Origin of the sequence: Nocardia elegans NBRC 108235 (genome assembly GCF_001612845.1) — a bacterium.
Lineage (GTDB): Bacteria > Actinomycetota > Actinomycetes > Mycobacteriales > Mycobacteriaceae > Nocardia > Nocardia nova.
Genome location: NZ_BDBF01000002.1, coordinates 360,529 through 385,272, shown reverse-complemented (window position 1 = coordinate 385,272; position 24,744 = coordinate 360,529). Strand labels below are relative to the sequence as shown.

Annotated in this window: 2 protein-coding genes (1 of these 2 only partly in view); both read left to right on the top strand. The window is 70.1% G+C overall.

The window, feature by feature from the left end:
• Nucleotides 1–1,531 carry part of the coding region annotated (locus NE2_RS36910) for a non-ribosomal peptide synthetase (protein WP_373862214.1) on the top strand (this coding region is incomplete at its 5' end). 11,171 nt of the annotated region lie to the left of the window's left edge, so 1,531 of the 12,702 annotated nt are shown.
• On the top strand, nt 1,477–24,744 hold the full coding sequence (locus NE2_RS36905) for a non-ribosomal peptide synthase/polyketide synthase (RefSeq protein ID WP_233429640.1): 23,268 nt from the start codon (nt 1,477–1,479) through the stop codon (nt 24,742–24,744). The genes NE2_RS36910 and NE2_RS36905, both read left to right, overlap by 55 nt.

Genomic DNA, 24,744 nt, shown 5'->3' with positions numbered 1-24,744 from the left:
GGTGTTCGCCGAGGTGCTGGGCATCGAACGCGTCGGAATCGACGATTCGTTCTTCGCGCTGGGTGGTGACTCGATCGTCTCCATTCAGCTGGTGTCGCGGGCCAAGGCGCGCGGCGTGGTGTTCAGCCCGCGCGACGTGTTCGAACAGCGCACTGTGTCCGGACTGGCGATGGTCGCCGAATCCGCTGCCGGACAGGGTGATTCGGTGCCCGTGCTGGCCGAGCTGCCGGGTGGCGGTGTCGGCACCATGCCGCTGACTCCGGTGGCCCGGTTCATGGTGGAGCGGTCCGGTTCGTTCGGCCGGTTCCATCAGGCGCTGGCCCTGGAACTGCCGATCGGCATCGACCGGGCCGGATTGCTCGCCACCGTCGCCGCCGTCGTGGACCGCCACGACATGCTGCGGGCGCGGCTGCGCCGGCATGCGGGTGCGGAATGGATCGTGGAGACCGCCGCGCCGGGCGCCGTCGATATCGAATCACTGCTCGATCACACCGAATTCGACGCCGCCGCAACCGATTCGGAGCTGTTCGAGATCGCGACCGCGGCCCTGGACGCGAGCCTGGACCGGCTCGATCCGGAGGCCGGGGTGGTCGTGCGCTTCGCCTGGCTGGAGCCCTCGGCCGCCGACCGGACCGGACGCCTGATCGTGGTCGCCCACCATCTCGTCATCGACGGTGTGTCCTGGCGCATCCTGGTGCCCGACTTCGTCACCGCCTGGGGACAGCTCTCGGCCGGGCAGACGCCGGAGCTGGCCGCACCACCGACCAGTATGCGCACCTGGTCGCATGCGCTCGAGCGGGCGGCCGCCGAGCGCGACGACGAACTCGACTGGTGGCGTGCGGTCGTCGACGGTCCGGACCCACTGCTCACCGAGCGGCCGTTCGATCCCGCCGTCGATGTGGCCGGGGTCGCGGGCAAGGTCGAGGTCGAGGTCTCGCCCGAGGTCACCAAGGCCCTGCTGACCGCCGTGCCGGCGCTCTACCACGGTGGAATCAACGACGGCCTGCTGGCCGCGCTGGTGCTCGCCGTCGCGAAATGGCGTGCCGCGCACGCCGGTTCGGACGACCGGGCCGACAGTGCGCTGGTGCGCCTCGAGGGCCACGGCCGCGAAGAGGATGTCGTGCCGGGCGCGGATCTGTCCCGCACGGTCGGCTGGTTCACCGCGATCTTCCCGGTCCGCTTCGACCTGTCGGGGCTCGACATCGACGCGGCGCTGACCGGTGGCCCGGCGATGGGCCGGGTCGTGAAGGCGGTCAAGGAACAGCTGCTGGCCGTGCCCGACAAGGGCCTCGGCTACGGCATGCTGCGCTACCTGAACCCGCGCACCGCCGACCGGCTGCCCGAGCAGATGCCGGGCCAGGTCAGCTTCAACTACCTGGGCCGGGTCTCCGACAACGCGGTGCCCGAGGCGCTGCGCGGTTCGGCTGGATTCCCGCCCCGGAACTCGGCGAACTGGCCGGCGACTACGACGCGGACATGCCGGCGATGGCGCCGCTGGACATCAACGCCATCGTGGTCGGCGACCGGCTGACCGCGCGGATCGGTTATCCGACCACGCTGCTCGACGCCGACGCCGTGCGCGAATTCGGGCAGCTGTGGACGCGGGCGCTGGAAGCCGTTGCGCGGCACGCGGAATCGGCCGGTGCGGGTGGGCACACCCCGTCGGACTTCCCGCTGGTGCGCGTCGACCAGAGCGATATCGACGGCTGGGAGCGGCGTTTCGGCGAGATCTCTCAGGTGTGGCCGCTGTCCTCGCTACAGGCCGGTTTGCTGTTCCACGCCGAACTGGCCGCCGCCTCCGTCGACGTCTACACCGGTCAGGCCGTCCTCGACCTCACCGGCCGCGTCGATCCGGCCCGCTTGCGCAGTGCCGCACAGGCTCTGATCGATCGGTACGAGACGCTGCGCACGGCCTTCGTCACCGACGCACAGGGCCATCCGGTGCAGGTCGTGCTGGACGGCGTGCGGGCGACCTGGGCCGAACACGACCGCCGCGAGACCGGCGAGGCCGCCGATCTGATCGAGGCCGACCGGACCCGCCGCTTCGACCTGGCCGCGCCGCCGCTGATCCGGTTCACCCTGATCCGGGTCGCCGAGCAGCGCTGGTCGCTGGTCGTCTCGAACCACCACATCCTGCTCGACGGCTGGTCGATGCCGCTGCTCATGCGGGATCTGCTGGTGCTCTACGCCACGCACGCCGACTCCGGCGCGCTGCCCGCGGTGCGCTCCTACCGGCACTTCCTGGAATGGGTTGCCCAGCAGGATCATTCGGCCTCGCTGGCAGCCTGGACGGATGCCCTCGCCGGCATCTCCGAGCCGACCCTGCTGGCGCGCCCCGACGCCGGCCGCGAGATCACGGCGCTGTCGGACGAGTACGTCTTCGAACTCGACACCGCGCAGACCGCGCGGCTGACCGAATTCGCCGCGCGCCTCGGCGTCACCGCCAACACCGTGCTGCAGACGGCCTGGGGCATCGTCCTGGGCCGCATGACCGGCCGCGACGACGTGGTGTTCGGCACCACCGTCTCGGGCCGCCCGCCGGAGCTGGCCGGGGTCGAATCCATGGTCGGTCTGTTCATCAACACCGTGCCGGTACGGGTGCGCCTGGATGCCGCCGAATCCGCCGAGCAGCTGCTCACGCGGGTGCAGGGTGAGCAGGCGGATCTGCTCGACCACCACTACCTCGGCCTGGCCGATATCCAGGACGCGATCGGCGTCGGCGGACTGTTCGACACCCTGGTGGTGTTCGAGTCCTATCCGGTGGATGCCGAGGGCATTCAGCGCCAGGCCGCCGACATCGACGGTATGGCGGTGGCCGGACTCGAGGCCACCGACGCCACCCACTACCCGCTGAGCCTGATCGCCTCGCTGGGTTCCACCCTGCGGATCCGGGCCGGTTATCTTCGCGATCTGTTCGACGAGAACGCGGTGCGCCGCATCGCCGACCGGCTGCTGCGGGTGCTCACCACCATCGTGGGCGAGCCCGCGATCGGCGCCGGCGATATCGAACTGCTCGAGCCCGCCGAACGCGAACTCGTGGTGTCGCAATGGAATTCGACCGACCACGAGGTCGACGGCTCGGCCACCCTGGTCTCGCTGTTCGAGGCGCAGGTCGAACGCACGCCCGACGCCACCGCGGTGAGCTTCGAGGGGACAGGTCTGTCCTACGCCGACTTCGCGGCCCGGGTGCACGCACTGGCCCGCTGGCTGATCGAGCGCGGCGTCGGCCCGGACACCTTCGTGGCACTCGGTATGCGGCGTTCGATCGATCTGGTGGTCGGCATGTACGCCGTGGCCGCCGCCGGTGGCGCCTATGTGCCGCTGGATCCGGATCATCCGGCCGAGCGCACCGAATACATCCTGGCCACCGCGGACCCGGTCTGCGTGCTGACCTCCGGCGACGACCTCGAGATCGACACCGCGCAGGTGCGCATCGATCTGCTGGACCTGTCGGGCTACTCGATCGACCCGATCGCCGACACCGAGCGCCGCGGCCCGCTGCGCCCGGCCAACACCGCGTACGTGATCTTCACCTCCGGTTCCACCGGCCGCCCCAAGGGCGTCGCGGTGCCGCACGCGGCGATCGTCAACCGGCTGGTGTGGATGCAGGCCGAATACGGTCTCACGCCCGCCGACGTGGTGCTGCAGAAGACACCCGCGACCTTCGACGTGTCGGTGTGGGAGTTCTTCTGGCCCTTGCAGATCGGCGCGCGGCTGGTGGTGGCGCGGCCCGATGGCCATCGCGATCCGGCCTATCTGGCCGAGGTGATCGTCGGCGAAGGCGTCACCGTCACGCACTTCGTGCCGTCGATGCTTGCGGTCTTCGTCGCCGAGGCGGCGGCCGCGCAATGCACCACCCTGCGTCTGGTGTTCGCCTCCGGCGAGGCGCTGGCGCCCAAGTCGGCGCAGCGTCTGCGCGAGCTCACCGGCGCCGCGCTGCACAACCTGTACGGCCCCACCGAGGCCGCGGTCGACGTCACCTATCACGAGGTGACCGATGCCGATGTCGATTCCGTGCCGATCGGCCGCCCGGTCTTCAACACCCGTGTCTACGTGCTGGATTCGCGCCTGCGGCCGGTTCCGGTGGGTGTCGCGGGTGAGCTGTATCTGGCGGGCGCCCAGCTCGCGCACGGCTATGTGACGCGGCCGGATCTGAGTTCGGACCGGTTCGTGGCCAACCCCTTCTCGGCGGGCGAGCGGATGTACCGCACCGGTGACCTGGTGGCCTGGAACGAACAGGGTGAACTGGATTATTTGGGCCGCACCGACTTCCAGGTGAAGTTGCGCGGCCTGCGCATCGAGCTCGGCGAGATCGAGACGGCGCTGACCGGGCTCGACGAGATCGACCGGGCCGTCGTGGTGGTCCGCGGCGACCAGCACACCGGCGATCAGCTGGTGGCGTATGTCGTTGCCACGCCGGGCCTTCCGGTCGACGCCGAAGCGGTGCGCGAGGAACTGGGCCGGCAGCTGCCGGGCTACATGGTGCCCGCGCTGGTGATGGTGCTCGACGAATTCCCGCTCAACGCGTCCGGCAAGCTGGACCGCAAGGCGCTGCCCGCCCCGGTGTTCGAGGTGGCGGTGTTCCGCGCGCCGGTCACCCCGGTGGAGCAGATCGTCGCGGGCACCTTCGCCGAGGTGCTCGGCGTGGACCGGGTCGGTCTGGACGACGACTTCTTCGCCCTCGGCGGCAACTCGCTGATCGCCACCCAGGTGGCGGCCCGGTTGTCGTCGGCCCTGGACACCCAGCTGGGTGTGCGCGAGATCTTCGAGGCCTCCACCGTCGCCGGCCTGGCGGCGCGGGCCGAAACCCGTTCCGGCGCCGGTGGTCGCGCGGCGCTGGTGCCGCAGCACCGGCCCGAGTTGGTGCCGCTGTCGCTGGCGCAGCAGCGGATGTGGTTCCTCAACCGCTTCGATCCCGAATCCGCTGTGGACAACATCCCGGCCGCGGTGCGGCTGTCGGGCCTGCTGGACCGGCAGGCACTGCAGATCGCGGTCGCCGATGTGCTGGCGCGCCACGAATCGCTGCGCACCCGCTACCCCGAGGTGGACGGGACCGCGTACCAGGAGATCGTGCCGACCTCGAAGGTCATCCCCGATCTCACGCCGATCGACGTCACCGAAGCCGAACTGCCGCAACGGATTTCGGAGCTGGTCGGCACCGGTTTCGATGTCACCGTCGAGGTGCCGTTCCGGGCCCGGCTGTTCGAGGTCAGCCCGACCGAACACGTGCTGGCCCTGGTGGTGCACCACATCTCCGCCGACGGCTTCTCGATGGGTCCGCTGACCCGCGACGTGATGACCGCCTACGGTGCGCGCGTCGAGGGCGGCGAACCGGCCTGGGCGCCGCTGCCGGTGCAGTACACCGACTTCGCGCTCTGGCAGCGCGAGGTGCTCGGCCGCGAGGACGATCCGGAATCGGTGATCGCGGACCAGATCGACTACTGGCGCGACGCGCTGCGCGGACTGCCTGAACAGCTCGATCTGCCCGCCGACCGGCCGCGTCCGGCGGTCGCCTCCGGCCGCGGCGCGACGCACACCTTCCACATCGACGCCGACGTGCACGCCCGCCTGGCCGAATTGGCCCGCACCCGCGGGGCGACCATGTTCATGGTCACCCACGCGGCGCTGGCACTGGTGCTGTCGCGGCTGAGCGGGGAGGCCGATATCGCCATCGGCACGCCGGTGGCCGGCCGCGGTGAGCGCGCGCTCGACGATCTGATCGGCATGTTCGTCAACACCCTGGTGTTGCGGACCGAGATCGACGGCGGTGCGAGCTTCACCGATCTGCTGCAGTCGGTGCGCAGCACGGACATCGCCGCGTTCGGACATGCGGATCTGCCGTTCGAGCGGCTGGTGGAGATTCTGAATCCGGCGCGTTCGCAGGCGCGGCATCCGCTGTTCCAGGTGATGCTGTCGTTCCAGAACACCGGCCGCAGCGCCCTGGAACTGCCGGGACTGACGGTCAGCGGTGTGGAACTGCCGATCGATACCGCGAAGTTCGATCTGCAGCTGGTGCTCACCGAGGAGACCGCCGAGACGGCCGACGGCGCCACCGCTGCCGGCGGTATCAGTGCCGAATTCGTCTACGCCACAGATCTTTTCGACAACGACACGATCGCCGGCTTCGCCGATCGCCTGGTGCGGGTGCTGACCGCCGTGGTCGCCGAACCGGCGGCCCGGGTGGGCGACATCGATCTGCTCGCTCCCGCCGAGGCGGCGCGCGAACTGCGTGGCTGGAACAACACGGCACGTCATCTGCCGGTGCGCCGTGAAGGCGCCGCCACCCTGCTGGCCGATTTCCACGCCCAGGTCGAACAGACCCCGGACGCGGTCGCGGTGGTCGACCCCGAGGCCGGCGTCACGCTGACCTACGCCGAGTTCGCGGCGCGGGCCCGGCGACTCGGCCGGTATCTGGTCGAGGCCGGTGTGGGCCCGGATGCCCGGGTGGCACTGGGCATGCGGCGTTCGCTCGACCTCGTGGTGGCCGCCTACGCGGTGCTGGAGGCCGGTGGCGCCTACGTGCCGCTGGATCTGGACCAGCCGGGTGAGCGCATTCGCTACGTGGTCGACACCGCCGCACCGATCGCCGTGCTCACCACCGCACGCGACGGCGCGGACATCGACCGCGCGCTCGAGGGTGCGGCGACCGCCGTGCGCATCGACGAGCTGGATCTGTCCGGCTTCGCGGACGGCGAACTCGACGACACCGAACGGCGTACCCCGCTGCGGCCGGAGCACCTCGCCTACGTGATCTTCACCTCCGGTTCCACCGGACGGCCGAAGGGTGTGGCGGTCTCGCAGGCCGCGGTGGTGAACCAGATTCGCTGGATCACCACCGAATACGGCATCGGCGCGGGTGAGGTGGTGCTGTTCAAGACGCCGCCGACCTTCGACGTGTCGGTGTGGGAGCTGTTCGGCGCGACCGCCACCGGCGCGCGCCTGGTGATCGCCGCGCCGGACGGCCATCGCGATCCCGGCTATCTCGCCGAGGTGATCGCGGCCCAGCAGGTCACGATGACCTCGTTCGTGCCGTCCATGCTGTCGGTGTTCTCCGACAGCGTGCACGCCGGGACCGCGGCCGAGGTGTCCTCGCTGCGCACCCTGCTCATCGCGGGTGAGGCGTTCACCGCCGACGCCGCGCAGGCCTACCGCCGCATCGGCACCGCCGAACTGCACAACCTGTACGGCCCCACCGAGTTCACCGTGCACGCCACCGCCATGCCGGTCGCCGCGGATATAGCGGGAGCCGTGCCGATCGGCCTGCCGGTGTGGAACGCGCAGGCCTACATCCTGGACGCGCGGCTGCATCCGGTTCCGGCCGGAGTCGCCGGTGAGCTGTATCTGGCCGGCGCTCAGCTGGCGCGCGGCTACTTCGGCCGCACCGACCTGACCGCGGACCGCTTCGTCGCGAATCCGTTCGGCGGCAGCGGTTCCCGCATGTACCGCACCGGTGACCTGGTGCGCCGCGGCGCCGACGGGGCCATCGAATATCTGGGCCGCACCGACTTCCAGGTGAAGGTGCGCGGTCTGCGCATCGAGCTCGGCGAGATCGAATCCGCGCTCACCGCACAGGATTCGGTCGCGCAGGCGGTGGCCGTGGTGCGCTCCGACGAGCGGATCGGCGAGCAGCTGGTGGGCTATATCGTGCCCGCCGCCGGCGCCGGAGAGGTCGATCTCGACGCGATCCGCGCGCAACTGGCGGCGCGGCTGCCCTCCTATATGGTTCCGGCCGCGATCGTCGTGCTCGACGCCCTGCCGCTGAGCGCGAACGGCAAGCTGGACCGGCGCGCGCTGCCCGCACCGGAATTCGAGGCACGGGAGTTCCGCGCCCCGACCACACCGGTCGAGGAGATCGTCGCCGCCACCATCGCCGAGGTGCTGGGCATCGACACCGAGGCCCGGCCGGTCGGTCTCGACGACGACTTCTTCGAACTGGGCGGCAACTCGCTGATCGCCACCCAGGTGGTGGCCCGCCTGGGCCAGGCGCTGAACACCCGCATCCCGGTGCGGACCCTGTTCGAGGCGCCGACCGTGGCGGCGCTCGCCGCCCGGCTGGAGACCCACGCCGGGTCCGGTGGCCGCCGCGCCCTGGTGGCGGGACCGCGACCGGAGGAGATTCCGCTCTCGCTGGCACAGCAGCGGATGTGGTTCCTCAACCGCTTCGACACCGCCAGCGCGGTCAACAACATCCCGATGGCGGTCCGGCTCACCGGCGCGCTCGACGTCGACGCCCTGCGCGAGGCCGTCGCGGATGTGATCGAACGCCACGAGGTGCTGCGCACGGTCTACCCGGAAACCTCCGAGGGCCAGGGGGTGCAGGTGATCCTGCCCGCCGACCGCGACGCGGTGGAACTGGACGCCGAACCGGTGACCGAGGCGCAACTGCCCGAGCGGGTGCGCGAACTGGTTCTCACCGGCTTCGACGTCACCGCCGCGGTTCCGGTGCGCGCCAAGCTGTTCCGGGTCGAACATGCGAGCGGCAACGGCGCGGGTGAACCGGCGCCGGACTACGTGCTGGTCTTCGTCGTCCACCACATCTCCGGTGACGGCTGGTCGGTGCGGCCGCTGGCCCGCGATGTGATGCTCGCCTACGCGGCGCGCTCGCAGGGCGCCGCGCCGGGCTGGGCGCCGCTGCCGGTGCAGTACGCCGATTACGCCCTGTGGCAGCGGGAAACGCTCGGTTCCGAGGACGATCCGGAATCGCTGATCGCCCAGCAGGTGTCGTACTGGTCGCGGCATCTGGCCGGTCTGCCCGACCAGCTGGATCTGCCCGCCGACCGTCCGCGACCCGCGGTCGCCACGTATCGCGGCGGCGTGCACGAGTTCTCACTCGACGCCGAGCTGGTGCGCCGGCTCAACGCGCTGGCCCGCACCCACGGCGCCAGTCTGTTCATGGTCACGCACGCGGCCTTCGCGGCACTGCTGGCGCGGTTGTCCGGCAGTGACGATCTGGCTATCGGCACCGCGGTCGCGGGCCGAGGCGAGGCCGCGCTCGACGATGCCATCGGCATGTTCGTCAACACGCTGGTGCTGCGCAGCAGTGTCGATCCGGCGATGTCGTTCACCGAATTGCTCGCGCGCACCAAGGAATCCGATCTCGCCGCGTTCGGACATGCGGATCTGCCGTTCGAGCGGCTGGTGGAGATTCTGAATCCGGCGCGTTCGCAGGCGCGGCATCCGCTGTTCCAGGTGATGCTGTCGTTCCAGAACACCGGTGGGGCCTCGTTCGCGCTGCCGGATCTGGAGGTCAGCGGCCTGCCGCTGGATGTGCTGACCGCGAAATTCGATCTGCACCTGAACCTCACCGAGCGCTTCGCCGCCGACGGTTCCGCCGAAGGTATGTCGGCCGAATTGGCTTACGCCACCGACATGTTCGATGCCCGGACGGTCGCGGCCATCGCCGATCGCCTGGTCCGGATGCTGGACGCGGTGACCGCGGACCCCGCCGCCGCGCTCGGCGATATCGACCTGCTCGACACCGTCGAGCGGCGCACCATCGTCGACAACTGGAACGCCACCGCCTACGACGTCGACCGCGTCGTTCTCGGCCGGGCGGCCGGTACCGTCGCGCTGACGCTGGCCTCGATGTTCGATCGGCAGGTCGAACTCGATCCCGACGAGCCGGCGCTGACGTTCGAGGGGACAACTCTGTCCTACGGCGAACTCGCGGCCCGGGTGAACCGGCTCGCCCGCTACCTGATCGAGCAGGGCGTGGGCCCGGATTCGCTGGTGGCGCTGCATATGCGGCGTTCGCTGGAACTGGTCATCGGCATGTACGCGGTGACGGTCGCCGGCGGCGGCTATGTGCCGCTGGACCCCGACCACCCGGCCGAGCGCACCGAATACGTGCTGGCGACCGCGAACCCGGTCTGCGTGCTGACCACCGCGGACAGCCCGCTCGCGGCGCGGCCGGACGTGCCGGTCGTCGCGATCGACGGCCTGGAGTTGACCGCGTACGCCGACGATCCGGTGGCCGATGCCGACCGCGTCGCCCCGCTGCGTCCCGCGCACACCGCCTACGTGATCTTCACCTCCGGTTCCACCGGGCGGCCGAAGGGCGTGGCCGTCAGCCATGCCGCGATCGTGAACCGCCTGGCCTGGATGCAGGACGAGTACGACCTCTACCTCGACGATGTCGTGCTGCAGAAGACGCCCGCCACCTTCGACGTGTCGGTGTGGGAGTTCTTCTGGCCGCTGCAGGTCGGCGCGCGCCTGGTCGTCGCCAAGCCCGACGGCCACCGCGATCCGGCCTATCTGGCGGAACTGATCGACGCCGAGCGCATCACCACCGTGCACTTCGTGCCGTCGATGCTGTCGGTCTTCGTCGCCGCGCTGGACGCCTCCGGCGCCGACTGCACCACGCTGCGCCGGGTGTTCGCCTCCGGTGAGGCGCTGCCGGCGGTCACCGCCCAGCGCCTGATCGAGCTGACCGGCGCCCGGCTGCACAACCTCTACGGCCCGACCGAGGCCGCCGTCGACGTCACCTATCACGAGGTGACCGAGGCCGACACGGTCGCGGTGCCGATCGGCCGTCCGGTGTGGAACACCCGTGTCTACGTGCTCGATTCGCGGCTGCACCCGGTCGCCACCGGCGTCGCGGGTGAGCTGTACCTGGCCGGTGACCAGCTGGCCCGCGGCTATGTCGCGCGCGCCGATCTGACCTCGGATCGGTTCGTGGCCAACCCGTTCGGTAACAGTGAGCGGATGTACCGCACCGGTGACCTGGTGCGCTGGAGTGCCGGCGGCGAACTGGAGTACCTGGGCCGCACCGACTTCCAGGTGAAGTTGCGCGGTCTGCGCATCGAACTCGGCGAGATCGAATCGGCACTGGTGGCGGTCGACGCCGTCGCCCAGGCCGTGGTGGTCGTGCGCTCCGACGACCGGCTCGGCGATCAGCTGGTCGCCTACGTGGTGCCCGCGACCGGCGCCATCGTCGACCCCGACGCGGTGCGCACCGAACTCGGCGAGGCGCTGCCCGGCTACATGGTGCCCTCGGCCTTCGTGGTGCTGGACGCCTTCCCGCTCAACGCCTCCGGCAAGCTCGACCGCAAGGCGCTGCCGGCGCCGGTGTTCGAGGCCCGGCAGTTCCGCGCCCCGGCCACCCCGATCGAGGAGATCGTGGCCGGCACGTTCAGCGATGTGCTGGGTGTGCCCCGGGTCGGTCTCGACGACGACTTCTTCGAACTGGGCGGCAACTCGCTGATCGCCACCCAGGTGACCGCGCGCCTGGGCGCCGCGCTCGACACCCAGCTGGCGGTGCGCGACCTGTTCGAGGCGTCGACCGTCGCCGCCCTGGCCGCGCGCCTGGAGCAGGGCGCCGGATCCGGCCGGACGCGGCCGAAGCTGGTGGCCGGGCAACGGCCGCAACGGATTCCGCTCTCGCCGGCGCAGCAGCGCTACTGGTTCCTCAACCAGTTCGACACCACCACCTCCGCGGTGGACAACATTCCGCTCGCGGTGCGGCTGTCGGGCGCGCTCGACGTCGCGGCCATGGAACGCGCGCTCGGCGACGTCCTGGCCCGGCACGAGGTGCTGCGCACCACCTACCCGCGCTCGGCGGACGGACCGCACCAGGTGATCCTGCCCGCGACCGATACCGCGCCCCCGCTGGAGCCGGTGGCGGTGGCCGAGGACGAATTGCTCGACCGCATCATCGAATTCGCGATGACCACCTTCGACGTCACCGCCGAGGTGCCGCTGAAGGTCGCGCTGTTCCGGATCACCGGCGGGGACCAGTCGGCCGAGGAACACGTCCTCGCCTTCACCGTCCATCACGTCGCCGCCGACGGCTCCTCGATGGGACCGCTGGCCCGGGATCTGATGGCGGCCTACGCCGCACGCGTGCAGGGTGAGGCGCCGCAGTGGACGCCGCTGCCCGTGCAGTACGCCGACTACGCGCTGTGGCAGCGCGAGGTGCTCGGATCCGAGGAGGATCCGGAATCGCTGGCCGCCCAGCAGGTCGCCTACTGGACCGCCGCCCTCGGCGGACTGCCGGATCAGCTGGAACTGCCGACCGACCGCCCGCGTCCGCCGGCCCAGTCGTTCCAGGGCAAGGCGATTCGCTTCGAGATCGACCCGCAGCGCCACGCCCGCCTGCACGAGTTGGCGCGCGCCAACAACGCCTCGCTGTTCATGGTCGTGCACGCGGCGCTGGCCGTGCTGCTCTCACGCCTGTCGGGCACCGACGACATCGCCGTCGGCACCCCGATCGCCGGGCGTGGTGAGCGCGAACTCGACGATCTGATCGGCATGTTCGTCAACACGCTGGTGTTCCGTACCCGCATCGACGGCAACGCGAGCTTCGCCGAACTGCTCGCCGATGTGCGCGAGCGCGACCTCGAGGCCTTCACCAACGCCGACGTGCCGTTCGAGCGGCTGGTCGAGGTGCTCAACCCGGTGCGGTCCACGGCGCGCAACCCGCTGTTCCAGGTGGGCCTGTCGTTCCAGAACCTGGCCGAGACCGCGCTGGAGCTGCCCGGTCTGTCGGTGAGCGCGGTGAATTTCGATTCCCAGCTGGCCAAGACCGATCTGCACGTGACGCTCTACGACCGCTACGCCGAGGACGGTTCGCCGGCCGAGATCATCACCGAATTCGGTTATGCCATCGACCTTTTCGACGAGTCGACGGTGCAGGGCTTCGCGGACCGGTTCGTCCGGGTCCTCGATGCCGTGATCGCGGACGTGTCCGGCCCGGTCGGTGATATCGACCTGCTCGATCCCGCCGAGAACGAGCGCATCCTGCGGCAGTGGAACGAGACCGCTCATCCGATCGACACCGAGGCGACCCTGGTGTCGCTGCTCGATGCGACGGTCGCCGCCGACCCGACCGCGGTCGCGCTGGTGGTCGACACCGAGGCCACCGGGACGGCGCAGCAGGTGCTGACCTACGGCGACCTCGACGCGCGGGTGAATCGCCTGGCGCGCTACCTAGTGGAATGCGGGATCGGCACCGAGGACCGGGTGGCGTTGGCACTGGGCCGGTCGGTGGAGCTGATCGTCGCGATGTACGCGGTGGCCAAGACCGGTGCGGCCTACGTGCCGATCGACCCGGGCCAGCCCGCCGAACGCATCGACTACATCCTCGAGACGGCGGCCCCCGCCTGTGTGCTGACCACCTCGGCCACCGTCGCGGCGACCGCCGACGAGGACGGGGAGAGCGCGCTGCGCTGGACTCCGCAGCGTCCGGTGATCGAACTCGACGGACTCGAGCTCTCCGGTTATTCGGCGGCGCCGATCACCGCGGGGGAGCGGTTGCGGGAACTCACCGCGGCCAACGCCGCGTACGTGATCTTCACCTCCGGCTCCACCGGCCGCCCCAAGGGCGTGGTGGTGTCGCACGGCGCGATCGTCAACCAGTTGCGCTGGGAGATCGCCGAATTCGGCCTCGGCGCCGGTGATTCGGTGCTGCTCAAGACCGCGGCGACCTTCGACCTGTCGGTGTGGGAGTTCTGGACCGCCGCCGCCTGCGGTGGCCGCCTCGTGGTGGCCGCGCCCGAGGGGCATCGCGATCCGGCCTACCTCAACGAGCTGATGCTCGGCACCGCCGTCACCACGCTGCATGTGGTGCCGTCGATGCTGGACGCCCTGCTCACCGAGAGCGAAGGCATGCTCAGCTCGTCGCTGAAGCGGGTGCTCGCCATCGGTGAGGCGCTGCCGGCCGCGACCGCGCAGCGTTTCCTGGAGACCGCCGAGGCCGCGCTGTTCAACCTGTACGGCCCGACCGAGGCCGCGGTCTCGATCACCAGCCATCGCGTCACCACCGCCGACCGCCAGTCGGTGTCGATCGGCGCGCCGGAGTGGAACAGCCGGGTGTACGTGCTGGATTCGCGGCTGCGGCCCGTTCCGGTGGGTGTGCCGGGTGAGCTGTACCTGGCCGGTGCGCAGCTCGCGCGCGGCTACTTCGGGCGCGCGGATCTGACCGCGGACCGGTTCGTCGCCGATCCGTTCGGGGCGCCGGGCACGCGGATGTACCGCACCGGTGACCTGGTGGCGTGGACCGACCGAGGTGAACTGGACTACAGGGGTCGCACCGACTTCCAGGTGAAGATCCGCGGTTTCCGTATCGAACTCGGCGAGATCGAGGCGGTGCTGCTGCGGCAGCCGGTCGTGACCGCGACCGCCGTTGTCGCGCACGCGGATCCGAATCTGGGCGATCGCCTGGTCGCCTACGTGGTCGGCACCGCCGAACTGGACAAGCAGTCGCTGCAGGCCGCACTCGCCGAACAGCTGCCGTCCTACATGGTGCCGTCGGTGTTCATGCAGCTGGACGCGCTGCCGCTGAACGCCAACGGCAAACTGGACCGCGCCGCACTGCCCGAACCGGTCTTCGAGAAGGCCGTCTTCCGCGCGCCGGTGACCCCGATCGAGCAGATCGTGGCCAACACCTTCGCCGATGTGCTGCGCAAGGAATCCGGCACGATGGGCCGCGACGACGACTTCTTCGCGTGGGGCGGCAACTCGCTGCTCGCCACGCAGGTCGCCGCGCGCCTGGGCGAGGCCCTGAACACCCGGGTGCCGGTGCGCCTGCTGTTCGAGGCCTCCACGGTCGCCGCGCTCGCCACCCGCGTGGAGCACCACGCCGACGCCGGCGGCCGCCGCGCGCTGACCGCCGCGCCGCGACCGCCGCGGATCCCGCTGTCGCTGGCGCAGCAGCGGATGTGGTTCCTCAACCGCTTCGACACCGCCTCGGCCGCCTACAACGTGCCGATCGCGGTGCGGCTGAGCGGTGCGCTGGACGTGTCGGCGCTGCGGGCCGCGATGGCGGATCTGGTGGCGCGCCACGAGATTCTGCGGACCGTGTACCCGCAGACCGACCAGGGCCCGGTGCAGGTGATCCTGCCCGCGACCCAGGCGATTCCGGAGCTCGAACTGCGCGTGGTCGATGCCGCCGCGGTGGAGTCCGAGGTGGTCGCGCTGATCAACACCAGCTTCGACGTCACCACCGAGGTGCCGGTGCGGGTCGCGCTGTTCGAGGTCCGTCCCGACACCGAAACCGCAAGCGGCACCGCCGAATACGTGCTGGCCATGGTCGTGCACCACATCTCCGGCGACGGTTCGTCGGTGGGCCCGCTGACTCGCGATCTGATGACCGCCTACGCCGCCCGCGCGGCCGGGCTGACGCCGAACTGGGCCCCGCTGGAGGTTCAGTACGCCGACTACAGCATCTGGCAGCGCGAACTGCTGGGCAGTGAGGACGATCCGGATTCGCTGGCCTCCAAGCAGGTCGCGTACTGGAAGCAGGCGCTGGCCGAGCTGCCCGATCAGCTCGATCTGCCGTCGGACCGCCCGCGTCCGGCCGTGCAGAGCTTCGCCGGCGGCAAGGTCGAGGTGCGCATCGATGCCGAACTGCATCGGGCGCTGATCGACCTGGCCCGCACCGAGGGCGCGACGCTGTTCATGGTCGTGCACACCGCGCTGGCGGTCCTGCTGTCGCGGCTGTCGGGCTCCGACGACATCGCCATCGGCACCCCGATGGCCGGTCGCGGCGAGGCCGTGCTCGACGATCTGATCGGCATGTTCGTCAACACCCTGGTGTTCCGGACCCAGGTCGATGCCGGTGCCGGCTTCACCGAACTGCTGGGGCGGCAGCGCGATATCGACATCCAGGCCTTCGCCAACGCGGACGTGCCGTTCGAGCGGCTGGTCGAGGTGCTCAACCCGGTGCGCTCCACCGCGCGGCATCCGTTGTTCCAGGTGGGTCTGTCGTTCCAGAACCTGGCGCAGGCTACGCTGGAGCTGCCGGGCCTGCGGGTCAGCGGACTGGACTTCGATACCCAGCTCTCGCAGTTCGACCTGCACCTGATCGCCACCGACCGTTACAGCGACACCGGTGCGCCCGAGGGCATCACCGGATTCTTCACCTACGCGACCGACCTGTTCGACCACAACACGGTGGCGGGCTTCGTGGATCGGTTCGTGCGGATGCTGGGCGCGATCGTGACCGCACCGCATACCGCGGTCGGCGATATCGATCTGCTCGACGCCGCCGAACGCGGTGCGCTGATCTCCGCCCGCAATGCCACCGAGCACCCGGTGGACCGGTCGGCGACGCTGGCCTCGCTGCTGGACGCGACGGTCGAGACCTACTCCGAGCGCGACGCCCTGGTCGGCGCCGACGGCGCCCGGGTGACCTACGCCGAACTCGACCGGCGGGTGAACGTGCTGGCACGGCACCTGATTTCGCTCGGTGTCGGACCGGAGTCGCGGGTCGCGCTGGCGATGCGCCGCTCGGTCGATCTGGTGCTCGCCATGTACGCGGTCACGGTGGCCGGCGGCGCCTATGTGCCGGTGGATCCGGATCAGCCGGCCGAACGCACCGGCTACATCCTCGACACCGCCGACGTGGTGTGTGTCCTCACCGATGCCGACGCCGGATTCGAGACCGATGTCGCGCCGGTGATCCGGGTCGACGACATCGACACCGCGGGTGACGATTCGCCGATCGAGGACGACGAGCGGGTCGCGCCGTTGCTGCCGCAGCACACCGCCTACGTCATCTTCACCTCCGGTTCCACCGGGCGGCCGAAGGGTGTGGCGGTCCCGCACGCCGCGGTGGTCAACCAGTTGCTGTGGAAGATCGCCGAATTCGGCCTGGGCGCCGAGGATTCGGTGCTGCTGAAGACCGCGGCCACCTTCGACCTGTCGGTCTGGGAGTTCTGGACCGCGGCCGTCTCCGGTGGACGCCTGGTGATCGCGGCGCCGGACGGCCACCGCGACCCGGCCTACCTCAACGAGCTGATGGCCCGCGAAGCGGTCACCACGCTGCACGTGGTGCCCTCGATGCTGGACGCGCTGCTCACCGAATCCGATGGGACGCTGACGAATTCGCTGCGTCGCGTGCTGGCGATCGGTGAGGCGCTGCCGGGGGCGACCGCGCAGCGGTTCCGCCGCGACAACGCCGGCGAACTGTTCAACCTGTACGGCCCTACCGAGGCCGCGGTCTCGATCACGAGCCATCGCGTCACCGCGGACGAACAGCAGTCGGTGTCGATCGGTGCGCCGGAGTGGAACAGCCAGGTCTACGTGCTGGATTCACGTCTGCACCCGGTGCCGGACGGCGTCTCCGGTGAGCTGTATCTGGCCGGTGCGCAGCTGGCCCGCGGCTACTTCGCGCGGCCGGATCTGACCGCGGACCGGTTCGTGGCCAACCCCTTCCAGCCGGGCGCCCGGATGTACCGCACCGGTGACCTGGTGAGCTGGAATGCCCAGGGCGAACTGGAATATCAGGGCCGCACCGACTTCCAGGTCAAGATCCGCGGCTTCCGTATCGAACTCGGCGAGATCGAGTCGGCGCTGCTCGGCCTGGACGAGGTCGCGCAGGTCGCGGTGCTGGCGAAGTCGGACCCGCGCATCGGCGACCGGCTGGTGGCGTATCTGGTCCCGGCCGGCGACAACCTCGACATCGACGCGGTGAAGGCGGCACTGAGCGCGGCGCTGCCGTCGTACATGGTGCCCTCGGCCTTCGTCGAACTGGACGCGTTGCCGCTGAACATCAACGGCAAACTCGACCGGCGCGCGCTGCCCGAACCGGAATTCGAGACCACCGCTTTCCGGGCGCCCTCGACACCGATCGAAGAGGCGGTCGCCTCGGTGTACACCGATGTGCTGTCGGTCGAGCGCGTCGGCGCCGACGACGACTTCTTCGCCCTCGGCGGTAACTCGCTGCTGGCCACTCAGGTCGCCGCGCGCCTCGGTGCGCTGCTCGACACCCGGGTGCCGGTGCGGGCGCTGTTCGAATCCTCGACGGTGGCCGGGCTGGCCGCCAAGGTCGAACAGCAGGCCGGTGCCGGCGGTCGCCCGCCGCTGACGGCGGGACCGCGCCCCGAGCACATCCCGCTGTCGCTGGCGCAGAACCGCATGTGGTTCCTCAACCAGTTCGACACCACCTCGTCGGTGGACAACATCCCGGTGGCGATCCGGCTCTCCGGCGCGCTGGATGTGTCCGCGCTGCGCGAGGCGGTCGCCGATCTCATCGCACGCCACGAGATCCTGCGGACGGTCTACCCCGAGACCGCTGCCGGTCCGGTGCAGCGGGTGCTGTCGCCGGCCGAGGTGGCGATCGATCTCGAGCCGGTGCGGATCGAGGAGTCCGGCGTGGTCGAGGCCGTCACCGCCGCGGTGACGACCGGCTTCGACGTGACCACGCAGATTCCGTTCCACATCCGTCTGTTCCAGGTCACCGACACCGACTTCGTGCTGGTCTTCGTCGCGCACCACATCGCGGCCGACGGCTGGTCGATGGGCCCGCTGACCCGGGATCTGATGGTGGCCTACGCCTCGCGCGCCGAGGGTGCGGCACCGGCGTGGGCGCCGATGCCGGTGCAGTACGCCGACTTCAGCATCTGGCAGCGCAATCTGCTCGGCTCCGAGGACGATCCGGAGAGCCTGCTCAGCGCCCAGGCCGACTACTGGCGGCAGGCGCTGGCCGGAATTCCGGACGAGCTGAACCTGCCCGCGGACCGGCCGCGGCCGACCGTGCAGTCGTTCCAGGGCGGGCGGGTGCTGTTCCCGATCGGTACCGAGCTCTACGAGGGACTGCAGCGCACCGCGCGCGAGCAGAACGCGACGCTGTTCATGGTCGTGCACACCGCACTCGCACTGTTCCTGGCGCGGATGTCGGGGACCGACGACATCGCGATCGGCACCCCGATCGCGGGCCGTGGCGAGGCCGAACTCGACGATCTGATCGGCATGTTCGTCAACACGCTGGTGCTGCGCACCCACGTGCGCGGCGAGCTGACCTTCGGTGAGCTGCTGAGCCACGCCAAGGACGCGGACCTGCAGGCCTTCGCGCACGCGGACATCCCGTTCGAGCGGCTGGTCGAACTGCTCAATCCGGAGCGCTCCACCGCGCGGCATCCGCTGTTCCAGGTGGCGCTGTCGTTCGAGAACCTGCCCGAGAGCACGTTCGAGCTGCCCGGATTGCACGTCTCGGCACTCGATTTCGACGTCGACACCGCGAAATTCGATCTGTCGCTGACGGTTCGCGAATCCGACGACGATCGCAACGGCATGTACGCCGAATTCTCCTTCGCGCGTGATCTTTTCGACGAGGCCACGGTGGAGGTCTTCGCGCAGCGGTTCACCCGTCTGCTCGAGGCGATCGTCGGGCAGCCGCAGACCCCGGTCGGCGATCTGTCGCTGCTTGCCGCCGAGGAGTACGAGCTGCTCACCCACGTCCACGGCGACGAGGTGATGGCGACCGGGCTGCTGCCGGATCTGATGAGCCACGGCGTCCGGCTCGGCCGCGATCGAATCGCGGTGCGCTACAACGGTGAATCGATCACCTACGGCGAACTCGACGACCGGTCCTCGCGCCTGGCGCGGGTGCTGATCGAACGCGGTGTCGGACCCGAGCAACTGGTCGCGGTCTCCTTCCCGCGTTCCTACGAGATGGTGCTGGCCGTTCTGGCCGTCACCAAGGCCGGTGCCGCGCACGTGCCGGTGGATCCGAACTATCCCGAGGATCGGGTGCGGCATATGCTCACCGATTCCGGTGCGCTGCTGGGCATCACCGGTTCGGCGTATGTCGGCGATCTGCCCGGCGACGTGGAATGGCTGGTCCTCGACGATCCCTCGACCGACGAGCTGTGCGCCGCGCAGTCGGCGGCGCCGGTGACCGACGCCGACCGGCATACTCCGTTGCGGATGGCGCATCCGGCCTATGTCATCTACACCTCGGGCTCGACCGGTAAGCCCAAGGGCGTCACCGTGACCCACGCCGGTCTCGGTGGCCTGGCGGATGTGGCGACGAGCCTGTACGGCCTGGAGCCGCAGCATCGGTTCCTGCACATCTGCTCGCCCAGCTTCGACCCGTCGGTGCTGGAGTGGGTGTGCGCGTTCTACATCGGCGCCACGCTGGTGATCACGCCGCCGCAGATCATCGGTGGCCCGGAGCTGGCGGAACTGCTGCGCACCGAGCAGGTCACCCACACCATCATCACGCCCGCGGTGCTGGGCACGATGGATCCGGCCGACCAGGAGCAGTTGCTGGTGACGTCGGTGGGTGGCGATGTGACCACGCCGGAACTGCTGGCGAAGTGGCAGCCGGGGCGCAAGTACTTCAACGCCTACGGTCCGACCGAGACGACGATCATCTCCTCGTACGCGCGGTTGTTCCCGGGCAACCACATCACCATCGGCACCCCGGTGCACGGTATGTCGGCTCTGGTGCTCGACGCCCGCATGAACCCGGTGCCGCCGGGGGTGGCCGGTGAGCTGTTCCTCTCCGGTGGTGCGGTGGCCCGCGGCTACCAGCATCGGCCGGGGCTGACCGCGGAGCGGTTCGTCGCCAACCCGTGGGGTGCGCCCGGAACCCGGATGTACCGCACCGGTGACGTGGTGCGGTGGTACGCGGAACCGGATGTGCGCGCCGGCAATATCGCCCGCCCGGAGGTGCCGTGGGAGCTCGATTACGTCGGCCGCACCGACTTCCAGGTGAAGATCCGCGGTTTCCGCATCGAACTCGGTGAGATCGACGCGGTGCTCGGCCGGCACCCGGATGTCGAATTCGCGATCACCATCGGCCGCGAAACCGCGGCCGGTGCGACGATTCTGGTGTCCTACGTGCTGGGTGTTCCGGGACGTGCGGTCGACCCCGCGGCCGTGACCGACCATGTGGCCGCGGTGCTGCCGCCGCATATGGTGCCCTCGGCGATCGTGGTCCTGGACGAGATTCCACTGACCCCGGTCGGCAAGCTCGACCGCAAGGCGCTGCCGGAACCCCAGCTCGCGCCGCGCGAGTTCCGGGCGCCGACCAGTGCGCTCGAGGCGACCATCGCCGAGGTGTTCGCCGAGGTGCTGGGCGTCGATCAGGTCGGACTCGACGATTCGTTCTTCGCGCTCGGCGGTGATTCGATCCTGTCGATCCAGCTGGTCTCGCGGGCCAAGGCGCGCGGTGTGCTCTTCACGCCGCGGCAGGTCTTCGAACGGCGCAGCGTGGCCGCGCTGGCGGAGATCGCCACCCGCGCGGGTGAGGCCGAGCAGCAGGTGCTCGCCGAAATGCCCGGTGGCGGTGTCGGCGAGATCCCGCTGACGCCGATCATGGCCTCGATCCTCGGCACCGGATCGTCGTATCAGCGGTTCTCGCAGGCCATGGCGCTGCGACTGCCCGACGACACCGACCAGGAGACGCTGGTCGCGACCGTCGCCGCGATCGTCGATCACCACGATGTGCTGCGGACCCGGTTGCGGCGCAACGAATCCGCCGCCGTGGACAGCCGGGACGGGTGGACCTTCGAGGCCCTGGAACAGGGCGCGATCGACGTCGATGCCCTGGTGCATCGGATCGACCTGCCCGGTGACATCTCCGACGCGGAACTGTCACGCCGGGCGAGCGTCGAATACGACGCCGCGCTGGGCCGCCTCGATCCGGCGAATGCGGTGATGACGCAGTTCCTGTGGTTCGCCTTCACCGGTGCCGGCTCATCTCGCCGGGACGTGCTCGTGATCGTCGCCCACCACTTCGTGGTCGACGGTGTGTCGTGGCGCATCCTCATCCCGGATCTCGCGGTGGCCTGGTCGCAGCTGAGGTCGGATCAGGCCGTGGCGCTGCCCGCGAACGGCACGTCCATGCGCCGCTGGGCGCACGCCCTGGTCGACGCGGCGGCCGCGCGAGCCACGGAACTGCCGTTCTGGCAGCAGATTGCGGCGTCCGAGGATCCGGTGCTGGGTGAGCGGGCCTTCGACCCGGCGGTCGACACCTTCGACACCGTCGATCGGGTCGAGGTGCTGTTGCCGGCCGAGGTGACCGATGCGGTGCTGACCGGCGTGCCGGACAAGTACCGGGCCGGTGTCGACGACGGCCTGCTGTCGGCGCTCGCGCTGGCGGTCAGCACCTGGCGCGGTGACGCCGCGGGCGGCGCCGCGCTGGTGAAGCTCGAGGGACACGGCCGCGAGGAGAGTGTGGTCCCGGGCGCCGATCTGTCGCGGACGGTGGGCTGGTTCACCAATGCCTATCCGGTGCGGCTGGATCTGGGCCACGCCGACGTCGCTGCCGCCCTGCGTGGTGGAAAAGCCTTGGGCGACATCGTGAAATCGGTGAAGGAGCAGTTGCTCGCGGTGCCGGACAAGGGCATCGGATACGGCCTGCTGCGCTACCTGAACCCGGAGACCGGTGCGGAGCTGGCGGCCGGTACCGCGCCTCAGATCAGCTTCAACTATCTGGGACGCGCGGATACCGGTGCGGGCCCGCGGAACGCGGAGACCGCCGAAACCGCCTCGGAGCCGGTCGGTTTCGACTGGGCGCCGGTGGCGGATCTGGGACAGCTGGATGCCGACATGGATCCGGATATGCCCGCCAACGCCGCGATCGACATCAACGCGATCGTCACCGACGGGCCGGAGGGCGCGCAGCTGTCCGCATCCTTCGCGTTCCCGACCGGGCTGTTCGGCAAGCAGCGCGTGCAGGAGTTCGCGGATCTGTGGGTGGCGGCGCTGACCGCGCTCGCCGACCACGTCCGGCAGCCGGAGGCGGGCGGTCTGACGCCGTCCGATCTGCCGCTGGTCGAGGTCGCGCAGTCCGAGATCGACGAGTGGGAACGGCAGTATCCGGGGCTCTCGGACGTCTGGCCGCTCTCGCCGCTGCAGTCGGGTCTGCTGTTCCACGCGATGATGACTCAGCAGACCGTGGACGTCTACACCATGCAGGCCGTGGTGGATCTCGGCGGCGCGGTCGACGAGGACCGGCTGCGCGCGGCCGGTCAGGGAATCCTGGACCGCTATCCGAACCTGCGTGCCGCCTTCGTCACCGACGCCGGCGGCCGGGCGGTCCAGTTGATCTCGGATCGCGTCGAGGTGCCGTGGCATACCGTCGATCTGACGGATCTGCCGCAGCAGCAGCGGATTCCGGAGTTGAAGCGCCTGCTCGAAGAGGATCGGGCCACGCACTTCGACATGTCGCGGGCGCCGCTGCTGCGGTTCACGCTGTACCGGACCGACACGGCCGGAGCGACGGGCCCGGCGGCGGCAGCGAGCGTAACCACGGAGGGACCCGCGGAGGCCGCCGAAGATACCGCGACCTTCCATCTGGCGATCACGACCCACCACATCCTGGTGGACGGCTGGTCGATGCCGCTGCTCATGCGCGATCTGCTGGTGCTCTACGCGGTGCGCGGTGATACCGCCGCACTGCCGCGGGTGTCCTCGTACCGGAACTTCCTGAGCTGGCTGGCCGGGCGCGACCGCGAGGAATCGCTGCGCACCTGGTCGCGGGCACTGGCCGGTGCGGACGAGCCGACCCAGCTCGCACCCGCGGCGCGCGGACCCGAGCACTACGAGATCGAGAAGTTCGTCGCCGAGGTCGACGAGGCTCGCACGCGCCGGATCACCAAGTACGCCGCCGAGGTCGGGGTCACGGTGAATACGCTGGTGCAGGCCGCGTGGGGCATTCTGCTCGGCCGGCTCACCGGCCGCGACGACGTGGTGTTCGGTGCGACGGTCTCCGGCCGCCCGCCGGAGCTGACCGGGGTCGAATCCATGGTCGGCCTGTTCATCAACACGCTGCCCGTGCGCGTCGGCGTGGACGACCGCTCGTCGGTCGGTGAGTTGCTGCAGGGCCTGCAGCGCGATCAGGCCGATCTGCTCGACCACCACTACGTGGGCCTCACCGATATCCAGCGGATCGCCGGCGCCGGAGCGCAATTCGACACGCTGCTGGTGTTCGAGTCGTATCCGATGGATACCGATGCGATCGCCGCGGCGAGCTCGATCGACGGCATGTCGGTGACCGGTGTCGGCACCAACGACGCGACCCACTACCCGCTGACCCTGCTGGTGACCGCCGAATCGACGATCGAGGTGACCTGGAAGTACCTGACCAGTCGCTTCACCGCCGAGGAAGTGCACACTCTCGCCGAGCGGCTGGACCGGGTGCTGGACGCGCTGACCGGCGATCCGGCGGCCGCGGTCGGCGATATCGACATCCTCGATGCCGACGAGCGGGCGCGGATCCTGGCCGGCGCGGCGGTGACCGCCGAACCGGTCGCCGAACCCGGCCGGGTCGGCAGCCGGACGGTCGCCAAGGCGCTCGGCGATGTGGTCGAGGAGGATCCGCAGGCTCCCGCGCTGCTGTCCGGCGACGCCGAAATCGCCTATCACGAGGTGGATTCGCGGTCGTCGAAGCTGGCCCGGGTGCTGATCGGACGCGGCGTCGGCCCGGGCGACATCGTCGCGGTGGCCCTGCCGCATTCGGTGGATGCCGTGGTGGCGCTGTGGGCGATCCAGAAGGCCGGCGCCGCGGCGCTGTTCGCCGACGGCCTGTCCTTCGGGGAGATCGTCGCGGCGGGCGCCGGCTGGGGTATCGCCCTGGAGCCGGCGGCCAAGTCGGTGCGGTGGCTGGTCCCGACCGATCCGAAGGTGCGCGCGGAAATCGATGCGGCACAGGCACATCCGGTGTCCTACGCCGACCGCATCCGGCCCCTGCAGGACGAGCATCCGGCCTTCGTGGTGCGGGCGGCCGACGGCACCCTGCGCACGCTGACCCAGGAGCAGGCCCTCGACCACGCCGACACCCTGCGCGCCGACCACGAGATCGACTACGAGTCGACCACGTACACCACGGCGACGGCGGGTCCGGCAGCGCTGGCGGAATTCCTGACCTCCGCGACCGCGGGCGCACTCTCGGTCCTGCCCAGCGGTGATATCTCCGGTGACCTGGCCGAGGGCGAGGTCAGCCACTGGTTCACCGTGGCGGGTGAGGCGACCGACGAACCCGACGGCGAAGTGCGGGTGATCGAGTCGGAGTGA

Bases quoted from the DNA above. Each gene is read 5' to 3' on its own strand.
- NE2_RS36905 (WP_233429640.1), top strand. From the start codon at position 1,477: ATGCCGGCGATGGCGCCGCTGGACATCAACGCCATCGTGGTCGGCGAC.